We start from the raw sequence: 13801 nt of genomic DNA on the forward strand, positions 1-13801 counted from the left end.
CCCATATGAATCAGGCGCTGCCGAAGAAACTCTGGGATCGACTCGGGCTGGTCTCAATACTGGACACGATAACCCGGCTTAACCGCTTAACCTGAACCGCCGTATACGGAACCGTACGTACGGTGGTGTGAGAGGACGGCGGATGTAAATCCGCCTCCTACTCGATTATGAGAGAACACCCATGAACGCCGCCGAAAACCGCATCCTAGAGCTGCGCGCTGAGCTGGATCAGCACAACTACCGTTACCACGTACTGGATGAGCCGAGCATTCCGGACGCCGAGTACGACCGGTTGTTCCACGAACTCAAGGCGCTGGAAGCGGCCCATCCCGAGCTGGTCACCCGTGATTCGCCCACTCAGCGGGTCGGTAGTGCGGCGTTGTCGGCCTTTACCCAGGTGCGTCATGAAGTGCCGATGCTCAGCCTGGGCAACGCCTTCGAAGAAACCGACATGCGTGAGTTCGATCGCCGGGTGAGCGAAGGCCTGGGCCTGCCGGCCGGTGATTTGTTTGGCGGCGGTGTCGAGGTTGAGTACAGCTGCGAACCCAAGCTCGATGGCCTGGCGGTCAGCCTGTTGTACCAGGATGGCGAGCTGGTGCGTGGCGCCACGCGCGGTGACGGCACCACGGGCGAAGACATCAGCATCAACGTGCGCACGGTGCGCAATATTCCGCTCAAGCTGCAGGGCAGCGGCTGGCCGTCGACCCTGGAGGTGCGCGGCGAAGTCTATATGTCCAAGGCCGGTTTCGAGCGCCTCAATGCGACGCAGCTGGAAGCCGGCGGCAAGACCTTCGCCAACCCGCGTAACGCCGCGGCGGGGAGCCTGCGCCAGCTGGATTCGAAGATCACCGCCAGTCGCCCGCTGGAGTTCTGCTGCTATGGCATTGGCCAGGTGTCGGCAGACATTGCCGAAACGCACATTGGTCTCTTGCAGCAGCTCAAGCAGTGGGGCATGCCGGTCAGTCGCGAGCTGAAGCTGGCCAAGGGTATCGGCGAGTGCCTCGACTACTACCGCGACATTGGCGAGCGCCGCAACGCCTTGCCTTACGAAATCGATGGCGTGGTGTTCAAGGTCAACAGCATTGCCTCGCAGCGCGAACTGGGCTTCCGTGCGCGGGAGCCGCGCTGGGCGATTGCCCACAAGTTCCCGGCCATGGAGGAGCTCACCGAGTTGCTCGATGTGGAGTTCCAGGTCGGTCGCACCGGCGCCGTTACTCCGGTTGCGCGCTTGAAACCGGTGAAGGTAGCGGGCGTGACCGTGTCCAATGCGACCTTGCACAACATGGACGAAGTGGCGCGCCTGGGGTTGATGATCGGCGACACGGTGATCATTCGCCGTGCCGGCGACGTGATTCCGCAAGTGGTGCAGGTGGTCGCCGAGCGTCGCCCGGACGATGCCCGCCCGGTGCAGATTCCCGAGAGCTGCCCGGTGTGCGGCTCCCATGTCGAGCGCACGCAACTGGTCAAGCGCAGCAAGGGTCGCGAGACCATCAGCGAAGGCGCGGTGTATCGCTGCGTCGGGCGCCTGGCCTGTGGTGCGCAACTCAAGCAGGCGATCATCCATTTTGTGTCGCGCCGCGCCATGGACATCGAAGGGCTGGGGGAGAAAAGTGTCGAGCAGTTGGTGGATGAGGGCCTGGTCGGCTCGCCAGCGGACCTCTATGCATTGACGTTCGAGCAGATCGTCGACCTCGAAGGGTTCGCCGAACTGTCGAGCAACAACCTGCTGGGCGCCATCGCCGACAGCAAGAAGCCCGGGCTGGCGCGTTTCATCTATGCCCTGGGGATTCCCGACGTCGGCGAAGAGACGGCCAAGGTGCTGGCACGCTCCCTGGGGTCGCTGGCGCGCGTTCAGCAAGCGTTGCCGGAAGTCTTGACCTACTTGCCGGACGTCGGCCTGGAGGTCGCTTACGAGATTCACAGTTTCTTTACCGACGGGCACAACCAGCGGGTGATCGAAGCGTTGCTGGGTCACGGCCTGGACATTCAAGACCAGGGTGAACTGGGGGCCGAGTTCGCCGCCAGCACCACCTTGGGCGGAATGATCGACAAGCTGCACATTCCCTCGGTCGGCCCGGGTGGGGCGCAGAAACTGGCGGACAAGTTCGGTTCGCTGCAGGCGATCATCGCCGCCGACTGGCTGGATATGCGCCAGGCGCTGCCGGAGAAGCAGGCCAACGCGGTGCGCGAGTTCTTCGCCGTCGAGAAAAATCGCCAGCTGGCGTTGAGTGCCGAGCAGCAGTTGCATGATTTCGGCATGCATTGGCACAGCGAGAAGAAAGTCGTCGAAGGCTTGCCGCTGGCGGGGCAGACCTGGGTACTGACCGGTAGCCTGGAGTTGATGAGCCGCGACGTCGCCAAGGACAAGCTCGAAAGCCTCGGCGCCAAGGTCGCGGGCTCGGTGTCGGCCAAGACCTATTGCGTAGTGGCAGGTCCGGGCGCCGGCTCGAAGCTGGTCAAGGCCAATGAGTTGGGGTTGAAGGTGCTGGACGAAGAGGCCTTCGTGGCGTTTCTTAAGGGGCAGGGGATTTCGGTCTGAAGCGGACCTTGTGGCGAGGGGGGAGAGCATGACCCATTGTGGTATCTCTCCTGCAAGCCTTCTTAAGAGTCGCGCTCCCTGAGGTGATGGCCGACGAAATGTTGGTAATTTACTCAATGTATCTTCGATACATATTGAGTGCGATCAGGGCGAAAAAGAAAAAGGTGCTAGAGCCCCATGTTACGACCAATTTTTGTCTCAAGCCTTTCGGGAGTTTTCTGACGTTGGCGACACTCACAAAACCCCTTTTTACAGTGAGGGTTGGCGTCAGCAACACCACAGTAAGAAAGCCATTGCGCATGGCTTTCCCCATAAGGCCCGCTTGTGAAAAAACTCCTATGTTAGCTTCTACGAAACGACTGTTTGGCATCAGTGCTTCCGCTTTTTCTGTGTAGATATGAACCATGTAAAACAACCATATCGTGATAAGCGTCAACGGAGCCCCGATGAAGAGTCCAATCAGACCGAGAGGTGGGGGGCTCATTGCGTCATTTCTCTATGCAAATACTCGCCGACTTTTTCACCCGTTTTTTCCCCGAGCGATCCAGCGGCCCACCCTCCTACAGCACCGCCTATCACGCTGCACACCAGCGCGCCGGGACCTCCGGTAGCAATGCCTAACGCCGCTATGCAGCCGTAAGTTGTAGCGAGCCCGCCTAGAGTGCCCCCACCGGCTCCACCCACCAAGCCTAAAATCAAAGAAGAGCCCTCTACATACTTGGCCTTTGTGCACTCATCCTCCCTCCCCAACGCACAAGCCTTCCTGATATCAAGCCCGGACGAAGCAACATTCAGCGCAACGCCTATATAGACTCCTCTCTTGATAAGTTTCGCGGCCCTGGCCACGCCGCTGACTTTTTGTGCATAGCCCGCAACCTCGCCGGTAGTCATGTAACTTTTAGTAGAAATCCCCAGCATTCTTTTTATCGAGCCTTGATGACGCAGTCCGGAGCCATAGGACGTGACATTTCCCAGTTGCTTTTCCAGTTTGCTGAAAAGCGTGGCGCGTTCGCTGTAAAACCTGTCCCTGGCGGCTATTGATCCAGAACGCAGATATTCCTTATGGAGCTGTTCAATCTCCTCCAGGGTTGTCTTGATCCTGGTCATGTACTTGCTCCACCCATCACTGACGACGGCGGCGCCAACAGAGCCGTGAGCGAGCATGCCCTGGAGCAGTTCGAAGTTGTCCAGAAAGAAGTCGTCAGCGTCGACATGATTGGTCAGCAAGCCGATATGGATTTCGCTCGCCCTGGCCATCAAGTACGCCTCTTGACTCGTATTGGATGCAGTAGACAGGTCACCGATGATAACGAGCTCGCCTGCCAGCACTACCGTGTTGGCGATGTGGCTGTTGAGCGCATCGAACTTGCTTTTTGATATGCCGGTCAGACTCAATTGAGCCTTGAGGGACTCGAAAGGCTGGGTTCGGGAATTGATGAACGATAGAGGCTCCGCCATTTCAGCCTCACGAATATTTTTTATTGCTGATGCGATCCCAGCCGCCCGCTACATTGCCGCCACCGGCACCATCGTTGCGCTTTTGCTGGGTATAGATCGTCTTGATGCGGCCATAATTCAGCTGCACGATTTCTACTGGAATACCAGCGCTGGCATTTTGCATATAGTCGGCAATGATGACTTCCTCGAGAATGATCTCGAAATATTTGAGCTTTTCAGTTCCCGCACGACTAAGAATCAACGTTACTTCTTTCAGGTGTTCGCCGGCGCAACTCGCTTCCATCAGTTTGCAGCTGGATTTGTCCAGAAATTTGGTAAAGGTGAAGTTGCTCAGCGTTGTGCGGCCGGCGGTCGCACCGCCAGCAGAGCTGGCCGTTGCCGAGGCACTTTGATGAGTGCCAAAACTGTATCCGCTGACCTCGATCCAGTTACGGTACTTTTCATCCAGCGCTTCACCTGGAATACCTTCGATTTTGACAAATGCATCAAACGCCATGCTACCTCTCCGTGGTAATTGAATTGTTTATCAATTCTTGCATGAGTAAATGTACTACTCCTGAATAAGCAATGGCTAACCTAAAAGCCATTAAACAGAAAAATCGGATCTTTCCTACTTATGTTTTACTTTGGGCTTGTAGGGTGTTTCCACCAAAATCGCAGACTCTAGCCCTGATTGAAAACGAACGAGTCGTTGCAGTCCACTAGTTCAAATTTCCGTCTTCCCTCCACATGCAATCCCGGGGCCAAACTGTCTCCTGCGTGAAAATATGGGAACGTTCAACAGCCATCCATGATCTAGTCATGGCAAGTCTCAGGGAGAGATCGCCATGTACCGTTTCTTCGAACAGCTCAGTTCGCGTATCGCCGTGCCTTTCATGGGCGAAAACTCGCGCAACAGCAAGGTCTGGTATTGCTGTTGCGGGCAGTAGCTGTTTTTTCGCAACAGTCAGTGTCAGGCCTCTTCCGCGGCCTTGGGCTATCAGTCCGAGCAAAACCGCTTGTCTTCCCCGCAAGCCCGGTTTGCAGCCGGACACCTGGCAACTCGATGCCGAGCTGCAGTCGGGGCCGTTTCGCCGCTGCACCAACTGCGATACCCCGGCGGTCTGTCACTGGCTACTGTCTGAATCAGACACGGGCATGCATTGCATGGCCTGTAGCCTAAACCGGACCATCCCCGACCTGTCGATTACGGAAAACTACGATCATTGGCGCAAAGTCGCGATCGCCAAGCGCCGTCTGGTTGCACAGTTGGTCAGCCTGGGGTTGCAGTTGGTCCTCAAATCTGTCGATGAAGTGTGCGGGCTGGCGTTCGATTTCGTCGGTATCGACCTTGAGGGCAAGTCGCCGACCACGGGCTGATCACTCTAGACATCAAGGAGGCTGACGATGCGCATCGCGAGCGCGTCCGGATGCAGATGCACGACCCCTACCGCACCCTGCTCGGGCACTTTCGACATGAGGTGGGGCACTGCTACTGGGATCGATTGATTGCCAATGGCGCCTGGCTTGAGGGCTTTCGCGGTTTGTTTGGCAATGAACGCTTCCGTTACGCCGAGGTGCTGGAGCAACATTACCAGCAGGATGCACCGCTGGACTGGCAGCAAAGCCACGTCAGTGCCTACGCCACCATGCACCCATGGGAAGACTGGGCGTGGGCGGAAACCTGGGCCCATTACCTGCACGTGATGGACGCGGTGGGGTTTGGCATGAATGCGCGAGAAATGGACTTCGACTATCAGCCATTTGCGTCGAGCGTCCTTTATGACCCACAGCACCCTGGCGGCCCGGTGTTCCTGTTGTTCGTCAACGCGTGGATCGAACAGGCCGGCATGCTCAATGAGTTGTCACGCAGCATGGGGCAGCCGGACTTCTATTCCTTCGTCCTGCTACCCGCGGTGATCGGCAAACTGCATTTCATCCACCTGGTGATCCGGCAGTAGGGTGGCAGGGCGGACGAGGTGTTGGCACAATAAAACCGCGAACAACGCAGGTCCTTGACGGGCCTCGTATTTTTAATCCGAAACCAACGGTTGTAACTTCGTCTCAGATAGGTACAATGGCGCGGCTTGCCGACTGGCGAGCGTCGTTATGGTGACCCCATCGGTCCCCCCGCAACGATCAGCCGTGAACCCGGTCAGGCCTGGAAGGGAGCAGCCGCAGCGGTGACATTGTGTGCCGGGGTGTGGCTGGTGGGGTCGCCACCTTAACGCTAGCTCGTTCTTCAGAAACGGGCTGATCCTCGAAAAATCCTCAAAATAGAACGCCATCTCAGCTGACCCAAACGGGCCCGCGCGAAAGTCTGTTCGTTGCAGACGTCTCTTTTGTCAGTCTCCCTGCCGATTGCCCTCTGAACGCTCCTCGGTTCAAGGTGTCTGCTGCTGCCAATGCGTTCGCGTTATTCCCCCGGTTGGAAAAACTGCACCCATCAACAGGCATCTGATTGATCTCTTTGCGCCTGCGCGCTGGGTGCGCGCATCGGCGTTCTGCCAGTCGCGCGCCCAGGTGTTTGACGATGACGACTTACCGAGGCTGCCAATTCCCGGTCATGGGTCTTTTTTGCCGGGCGCGCTGGTTTCCAGGCGTAATCAAACAAAACAGGCGGGGCAACGATCAGTCGTTACTCCGCCTGTTTCTGTTTCTGTTTCTGGCTCTAAGGCTTGGACAAGGCTTGATCTACCGCTGCGATCAGCTTTCCCAGATCCTTTGGGGGGGCTTTGTGTATGACACCGAAGAGATAGGCACGCTGCTCTTCTTCGTCGCCCAGGTCGGCAAAGAACGCCTTGGGCTTCACGCCCAGTACGTCGGCAAAGCTGAACAGGGCTTCGACGCTGGGGGCGTAGGTGCCGGTTTCGAAGCGGCTGATGGTTTTGGGGTCAAAACCGGTTTTCTCGCCAAGTTCAGCCTGAGTAAGCCCGGCTACCTTGCGGTAGCGTTTGATGGCTGGACCCAAACTTGAAATGTGCATCGCTCGATTCCCATTTAGAATCAAGAACTTAACGACAGTTTTTTGCATTGGACAACTGCATGAACCATCACCTTGCTTTTAAAAACGTGATGTATTTCGTAGAATTAGCGTTTGGCTCGCATATTGGCTGGCCTGGTGCTGGATGTTCGGGTGATGAGAAACGGCCATCATTGCGTCAGCCCTGGACCGGTCTGGAGGGCGTGTCGATGACACCCGGGGCCGTCAACCTTGCCAGTACCGGACGCTCGTCTGAGTGTCGCGAGGTCTTCAAGACTAGTCGATCTTTATATGTCCCGGGGCCATCACCTGCTGTTCATGGAGTTTTAAAGTGCATCTGAATTTGCTGGTCCGCACGCTTGCAAGGACGTTACTCCCGCCGCTTCAAAGGCTGCACGATCCCCGGCAGCGCACCTCCTACTCCTTCATCTCTGCCAGGCATTGCGCACTGGTCGAGCGGTGCAGCCGCTAGATGGGGCACGCTCATGGATGAGAAATACCGCAGGGCAGTGGACGCTGCCGCCATATTTTCCGAGACCGACCTGAGCGGGCGGATTATTCACGTCAACGACCGGTTCTGCGCGATATCGGGCTATAGCCGTGAAGAGTTGCTGGGCGCCGATCATCGCCTGCTGAACTCGGGACTGCACCCTGGCGATTTCTTCGCGACCATGTGGCGCACCATCGCCCTGGGCAAGGTCTGGAAGGGGGAAATCTGCAACCGGGCCAAGGATGGGAGCCTGTATTGGGTCGACAGCACCATGGTACCGGTGCTGGATGAAGTGACCGGCCGGGTGATGCGCTATGTGTCCATTCGCTTCGATGTCAGTGAGAAACGCCAGTTGCTGCACTCCCTGGAATGGCGGGTGGGGCACGATGTGCTGACTGGCTTGCCCAATCGGGCGTTTCTCTTTGATTTGCTCGACCAGGCCCTGGCGTTCTCTCGTGCGGAGGACGTCCCGCTGGCGGTGTGCATGCTCGATCTCGATGGCTTCAAGGCCGTCAACGACGGCTATGGTCATGCCTGTGGCGACTTGTTGCTGGTCGAAGTGGCCAAGCGCCTTCGCGATATTGTGCGGGGCGAGGATGTGGTCGCGCGGCTGGCCGGGGACGAGTTCGTGCTGATCTTGCGCGATGTGAGCGACGTGTCGGAGTTGCGTGCGGCCCTGAACCGGGTACTGGGGGTGATCTCGGCCCCGTATTCGATCCTGGGCAAGGAGTTGCATGTGTACGCCAGTGTCGGCGTCACGCTGTTCCCGGTGGACAACGAAGACGCAGAAACCTTGTTGCGCCATGCCGACCAGGCCATGTACGTGGCCAAGCAAAGCGGGCGCAATCGGTTTCACCTGTTTGATGTGGTGCATGACCGGGAGGTCAAGGCGACCTACCAGACCGTGGCGCGGGTTCGGCAGGCCTTGCTCAATCACGAGTTGCGCCTGCATTTCCAGCCCCGGGTCAACATGCGCAGCGGCACGGTGGTGGGCTTTGAGGCGTTGCTGCGCTGGGAGCACCCGGAGAGGGGCGTGGTGCCGCCCAGGGAGTTTTTGCCATGGGTGGAGGAAACGGACCTGATCGTCGACATCGGCGAGTGGGTCATGGAGCAGGTGCTGGAGCAGTTGTCCCGGTGGCAGCGGCTCGGGTTGCAGTGGCCGGTCAGCATCAACATCGCCGCACGGCACTTTCAGCGTGCCGACTTTTTCGAGCGGCTCAAGGGCGTGCTCCAGCGTCATGCCAGCGTCTCCCCGCGGCTGCTCGATCTTGAGATCGTCGAGTCGGTGGCGATCGAAAACATCCAGCATGTCAGCACTTGCCTGCGAGCCTGCCAGGCGCTGGGCGTGAGGTTCTCGCTGGGGGATTTTGGCACCGGTCACTCATCGCTCAGTTACCTCAAGCGCCTGCACACCCAGACCATCAAGATCGACAAGTCCTTTGTGCGCGACATCCTGCATGATCGTGACGACCTGGCGTTGACCACTGCCGTGATCGGCCTGGCCCGGGCCTTCGGGCGAGAGGTGGTCGCCGAAGGCCTGCACAGTGTGGAGCATGGCCAGTTGTTGCTGCGCCTGGGGTGTGAGGTGGCGCAGGGGTATTTCATTGCCCGGCCGATGCCGGCCAGCGAGGTCCCAGGCTGGGTTGCAGGGTTCGCCGCTCCCGTCCAGTGGCAGGCGCTGGACCGGGTGATCTGAGGTTCATGGCGCGGGGGAGGCCAGGACCGGTTCGCGGGTGCCCGTGTAGAGCTGGATGATGTCGTCGATTTCCCCGGACATTTTCATTTTGTGCAAAGTGCCTAGAATTCGTTGTACCGGTACTTTTGGGTCATTGCGCACGTAGCAACCGACATTCAATTCCTGCAGCACCGTGACGACATGCAGTTGCTGGTCGGGCGTCATCCGTTGATTGAACCAGGCCAGGGTCCATTGATTGCTCACGGCGTACTGATAGCGCCCGGCCTGCAGCTTGTGCAGGACCTGGTCCTGGTTGCGCGCGTCGTCGCGTTGCAGTTGCCCGCTGTCGAACAGTGGCTGCAGGGTCGGGTAGTAATACCCGAGTACAGTGCCGATGGGCTGCGCGGTGAGGCGCGCCGGGACCACTGGGGCGGGAGTGCCAGGCCGGGCGATCAACAGGTCACGCTGCAGCCACAGCGGGACACTCCAGATGTAGTTCCCGGACTGGTTGGGCAGCCAGGCCTGCGCCGCAAAACAGCGCACATCGATTTCCCCGTGTTCCATGCTGCTGTGCACGCGTGCGCGGGCCAGCACCTTGAATTCGGCCGGCACGCCGATCTGGGTGGCCAGGCTGAGCATCATGTCGTACAAAATGCCCTGGACGGGCCGGCCGCGCTCGATCTGCGCCATGGGCATGGCCCAGCTGTCGGTGATCGCGAAACGTATCGGTGTGGGCGCGGCCGTTGCGCAGGTGCCGATTAACAGCAGAACCCCCAGGGCTGAACGCATAAACTCTCCAGCAGAATGCCGCCATACACCGATTAAAGCGTCCCCAAAGACCAGCTTAGACAGATTAGCCGAGCGCACCGGATGCAATTTTGCCCTTGCTCCGCTAGCATTAGCCGCTTCAGCTTCCTTCGTTGCGACGGTTTTCGATGAGTTATCAGGTTCTTGCACGTAAATGGCGTCCGCGCTCGTTCCGCGAAATGGTCGGCCAGACCCATGTGCTCAAGGCTCTGATCAATGCCTTGGACAGCCAGCGGCTGCACCACGCCTACCTGTTTACCGGCACTCGCGGCGTGGGCAAGACCACCATTGCGCGGATCATTGCCAAGTGCCTGAACTGTGAAACAGGTATCACTTCGACGCCGTGCGGCACGTGTTCGGTATGCCGTGAGATCGACGAAGGGCGCTTTGTCGACCTGATCGAGATCGACGCCGCGAGCCGGACCAAGGTCGAGGACACCCGCGAGTTGCTCGACAACGTCCAGTACGCGCCGAGCCGTGGGCGCTTCAAGGTCTACCTGATCGACGAAGTGCACATGCTCTCCAGCCATTCCTTCAATGCACTGTTGAAAACCCTCGAGGAGCCGCCGCCCTACGTCAAGTTCATCCTGGCGACCACCGACCCGCAGAAACTTCCGGCAACGATTCTTTCCCGGTGCCTGCAGTTCTCGTTGAAGAACATGACGCCGGAGCGCGTGGTCGAGCATTTGAGCCACGTGCTGGGTGTCGAGAATGTGCCGTTCGAAGACGATGCCCTGTGGTTGCTCGGGCGTGCCGCCGACGGTTCGATGCGTGACGCCATGAGCCTGACCGACCAGGCCATCGCCTTCGGTGAAGGCAAGGTCATGGCGGCTGACGTGCGGGCGATGCTGGGCACCCTGGATCATGGGCAGGTCTATGACGTCCTGCATTCGCTGATCGAGGGCGACGCCAAGGCGTTGCTCGAAGCGGTGCGCCACCTGGCCGAGCAGGGCCCGGACTGGAATGGCGTGCTGTCGGAAATCCTTAACGTGCTGCACCGGGTGGCGATTGCCCAGGCCCTGCCCGAGGGCGTGGACAACGGCCATGGCGATCGTGACCGGGTGCTGGCGCTGGCCCAGGCCTTGCCGGCCGAAGACGTACAGTTTTATTACCAGATGGGCCTGATCGGTCGTCGCGACTTGCCGCTGGCGCCGGACCCGCGTGGTGGTTTCGAAATGGTCCTGCTGCGAATGCTTGCCTTCCGGCCGGCAGACACCGCGGATGCACCGAGGCAACCGCTAAAGCCAGTGGGGATCAGCCAGGCCACAGTTGATTCCGCGAACTCGGTGGCTGGCGCGCAGCGTGTGGCGCCGGTCGTGGCTGCGGCTCCTGTCGTGGAGGCTGCGGTGCAGCCGATGGCCGAGGTGGCGACACCTGCACCTGCGCCGGTTGCGCCCCAGGTGGTGCCTGCGCCGGTGGTTGAGGCGGTGGCAGCACCCGTGGCCATTGCCGAGGAAGTAGTCGACCTGCCGTGGAACGACCCGGTAGAACCGGCCGTCGTGCAGCAGCCGGCTGCCGAGCCCATGCTGGAAACGACCGCCGAACAGCCTGACCTGACGCCGATGCCGGTGCCGGTTCCAGACAGCGTCGTGCCGGACGCACCGGCCTGGGCCGCCGAGTCGATTCCTGAGCCGAGCGTGGCGCAGGTCGATGCCGCCACGCCGGGCATGGACCTGGACGACGAGCCGCCGCTGGATGAGGACTACATCGAGCCGGACCAGGATTCGGCCTACAGCTACCTGGATGAGCTGGCCAGTGAGCATGCCGCGGAACCGGCGCCGGAGCCTGAACCGGAGCCCGCCGCGATGCCGGCCACCGGTCTGGCGCTGCAATGGCTGGAGCTGTTCCCGAAGCTGCCGATTTCCGGCATGACCGGCAGCATCGCCGCCAACTGCACGCTGATTGCCGTTGATGGCGATCACTGGCTGATGCACCTGGACCCGGCCCACAGTGCGTTGTTCAACGCCACCCAGCAACGCCGACTCAACGATGCGCTGAACCAGTATCACCAGCGTACCCTGACGGTGAGCATCGAACTGATCAAGCCCGAGCAGGAAACCCCGGCCCAGGCCGCCTCGCGTCGACGTGCCGATCGCCAGCGCGAGGCCGAGGATTCGATCCACGGCGATCCGTTCATCCAGCAAATGATGCAACAGTTCGGCGCGGTGATCCGTAACGATACTATTGAACCTGTCGAGGCCCTGGTCAGCCAGGGCTAATAACTGAAGGCGTCCGGCCCGCTTGGCCGGGCGCTGTTTTGATCCAAGTACTTTTGAGGTGATTCCCATGATGAAAGGTGGCATGGCCGGCCTGATGAAGCAGGCGCAGCAGATGCAGGAAAAAATGGCCAAGATGCAGGAAGAACTGGCCAACGCCGAAGTCACCGGTAAAGCCGGTGGCGATATGGTCACCGTGGTGATGACCGGTCGTCACGACGTCAAGCGCGTGACCATCGATCCAAGCCTGGTGGAAGGCCTGAGCGAAGACGACAAGGAGATGCTCGAAGCCGTGTTCGCCGCCGCCGTCAACGACGCGGTGCGCAAGATCGAAGCCAACAGCCAGGACAAGATGTCCGGCATGACTGCCGGCATGCAATTGCCACCGGGCATGAAACTGCCGTTCTGATTCGCCAAGGCGCTTCGGATGGGCTACAAAAAATGCCAGGCATCGCGCCTGGCATTTTTGTTTCTGGTTGAAGGCGATTGCTCATGTCGCCACCGAGCCGGCAAAAACATCGAACGCGAGATCCCCGTCACGGTCTGCTCCCTATACCCACCACGTTCATCGTACAAGGAGATGCTCACATGCCACACGCATTGACCCTCAACCAACGTATCGTCCTGGTGTCGCGGCCCTCGGGGGCGCCGGTGCCGGAAAATTTTCGCCTGGAGCGGGTGGCGCTCCCGGAGCTGGGTGAAGGCCAGGTGCTGCTCAAGACCCTCTACCTGTCGCTCGATCCCTACATGCGCGGACGCATGAGCGATGCACCGTCCTACGCGGCGCCCGTGGCGCTCGGCGATGTGATGACCGGTGGTGCCGTCAGCCGGGTCGAGCGTTCGCTGAACCCGAAATTCCAGGAGGGCGACCTGGTGGTGGGCATTACGGGCTGGCAGAGCCATAGCATCAGTGATGGCCGGGCGCTGGTCCCCGTGCCGTCGGGCTGGCCGAGTCCTTCCCTGGCACTGGGTGTCCTCGGTATGCCGGGGATGACCGCCTACATGGGCCTGATGGACATCGGCCAGCCCAAGGCCGGCGAGACCCTGGTGGTTGCTGCAGCGTCCGGTGCCGTGGGTTCGGTGGTGGGACAGGTGGCGAAAATCAAGGGTCTGAAGGTCGTGGGGGTTGCAGGGGGTGCCGACAAATGCCGTTACGTGGTCCGGGAGCTGGGCTTCGATGCCTGCATTGATCACCACAGCCCGAGCTTTGCCGATGAGTTGGCGCAGGCCTGCGGCGACGGCATTGATGTGTATTTCGAAAACGTCGGTGGCAAGGTGTTCGACGCGGTGTTGCCGCTGCTCAATCCCAAGGCGCGGATCCCGGTGTGCGGCCTGATTGCGCAGTACAATGCCCAGGAGCTGCCCCCCGGCCCGGATCGCTTGCCGCTGCTGCAACGCCTGCTGCTGACCAAGCGTGTGCGGATGCAGGGCTTTATCGTCTTCGACGACTACGGTGATCGGCAATCGGAGTTCATCAAGGCGATGGCGCCCTGGGTGCGTGAAGGCAAGGTGAAGTTTCGCGAGGATGTCGTCCTTGGCCTGGAGCAGGCGCCCGAGGCATTTATCGGGCTGCTGGAGGGGCGTAACTTCGGCAAGCTGGTGGTACGGGTCGCCGAAGACTGACGCCCGGATGAGCATTTGACGCTGGCCAGAG

At 59.9% G+C, this 13801-nt stretch carries 10 protein-coding genes, 1 other RNA gene and 2 pseudogenes; 8 read left to right on the forward strand and 5 right to left on the reverse strand.

Annotated elements, in window-relative coordinates:
- Positions 1 to 95 (forward strand): annotated as a pseudogene (locus CKW25_RS27120) (maturase); the annotation flags it as partial.
- Between the two features lie 86 nt (positions 96 to 181).
- Positions 182 to 2539: an NAD-dependent DNA ligase LigA gene (gene ligA, locus CKW25_RS21085; RefSeq protein WP_095082201.1), complete on the forward strand. Its 2358-nt coding sequence runs from the start codon at positions 182 to 184 to the stop codon at positions 2537 to 2539.
- 109 nt (positions 2540 to 2648) lie between these two features.
- On the opposite strand, the gene CKW25_RS21090 is transcribed toward ligA, so the two are convergent.
- The 3 genes from CKW25_RS21090 to CKW25_RS21100 all read right to left on the reverse strand — a co-directional run bounded on the left by CKW25_RS21090 (position 2649) and on the right by CKW25_RS21100 (position 4493).
- Entirely contained in the window at positions 2649 to 2945 is a 297-nt protein-coding gene (locus CKW25_RS21090) for a hypothetical protein (RefSeq protein WP_143497390.1), read from the reverse strand.
- Between the two features lie 74 nt (positions 2946 to 3019).
- Positions 3020 to 3997 (reverse strand): hypothetical protein, encoded by a 978-nt coding sequence (locus tag CKW25_RS21095; RefSeq protein ID WP_095082205.1) that lies wholly within the window; start codon positions 3995 to 3997, stop codon positions 3020 to 3022.
- Positions 3998 to 4004: 7 nt separating this feature from the next.
- Positions 4005 to 4493 carry a type VI secretion system tube protein Hcp gene (locus CKW25_RS21100; RefSeq protein WP_095082207.1) on the reverse strand — a complete coding sequence of 163 codons (489 nt, stop codon included), beginning with the start codon at positions 4491 to 4493 and terminating at the stop codon, positions 4005 to 4007.
- 331 nt (positions 4494 to 4824) lie between these two features.
- Between CKW25_RS21100 and CKW25_RS21105 the strand changes: the two are divergent.
- Both CKW25_RS21105 and ffs read left to right on the forward strand, forming a co-directional pair.
- Positions 4825 to 5937, forward strand: a pseudogene (locus CKW25_RS21105) (putative zinc-binding metallopeptidase).
- A gap of 158 nt (positions 5938 to 6095) precedes the next feature.
- An RNA gene (ffs, locus tag CKW25_RS21110) (signal recognition particle sRNA small type) lies at positions 6096 to 6192 on the forward strand.
- A 455-nt stretch (positions 6193 to 6647) separates the two neighbouring features.
- On the opposite strand, the gene CKW25_RS21115 is transcribed toward ffs, so the two are convergent.
- Complete coding sequence (locus CKW25_RS21115; protein ID WP_095082209.1) at positions 6648 to 6962, reverse strand: helix-turn-helix domain-containing protein; 315 nt, start codon at positions 6960 to 6962, stop codon at positions 6648 to 6650.
- A gap of 482 nt (positions 6963 to 7444) precedes the next feature.
- On the opposite strand from CKW25_RS21115, the gene CKW25_RS21120 reads away from it, so the two are divergent.
- Complete coding sequence (locus tag CKW25_RS21120) at positions 7445 to 9145, forward strand: bifunctional diguanylate cyclase/phosphodiesterase (RefSeq protein ID WP_095082211.1); 1701 nt, start codon at positions 7445 to 7447, stop codon at positions 9143 to 9145.
- 3 nt (positions 9146 to 9148) lie between these two features.
- Here CKW25_RS21120 and CKW25_RS21125 read toward each other — a convergent pair whose 3' ends face one another.
- Positions 9149 to 9913 carry an ABC transporter substrate-binding protein gene (locus tag CKW25_RS21125; protein WP_095082214.1) on the reverse strand — a complete coding sequence of 255 codons (765 nt, stop codon included), beginning with the start codon at positions 9911 to 9913 and terminating at the stop codon, positions 9149 to 9151.
- A 146-nt stretch (positions 9914 to 10059) separates the two neighbouring features.
- On the opposite strand from CKW25_RS21125, the gene dnaX reads away from it, so the two are divergent.
- From dnaX to CKW25_RS21140, 3 genes are all read left to right on the forward strand, one after another.
- The gene (gene dnaX, locus CKW25_RS21130; RefSeq protein ID WP_095082216.1) at positions 10060 to 12150 is read left to right on the forward strand and encodes a DNA polymerase III subunit gamma/tau; all 2091 of its coding nucleotides are present in this window, start codon (positions 10060 to 10062) and stop codon (positions 12148 to 12150) included.
- Positions 12151 to 12217: 67 nt separating this feature from the next.
- Positions 12218 to 12556, forward strand: coding sequence for a YbaB/EbfC family nucleoid-associated protein (locus CKW25_RS21135; RefSeq protein WP_008028561.1), 339 nt, complete (start codon positions 12218 to 12220; stop codon positions 12554 to 12556).
- Positions 12557 to 12735: 179 nt separating this feature from the next.
- Complete coding sequence (locus tag CKW25_RS21140; protein ID WP_095082218.1) at positions 12736 to 13770, forward strand: NADP-dependent oxidoreductase; 1035 nt, start codon at positions 12736 to 12738, stop codon at positions 13768 to 13770.
- Positions 13771 to 13801 lie beyond the last annotated feature (31 nt).

The organism is Pseudomonas sp. Irchel s3h17, assembly GCF_900187505.1.
Classification (GTDB): Bacteria; Pseudomonadota; Gammaproteobacteria; order Pseudomonadales; family Pseudomonadaceae; genus Aquipseudomonas.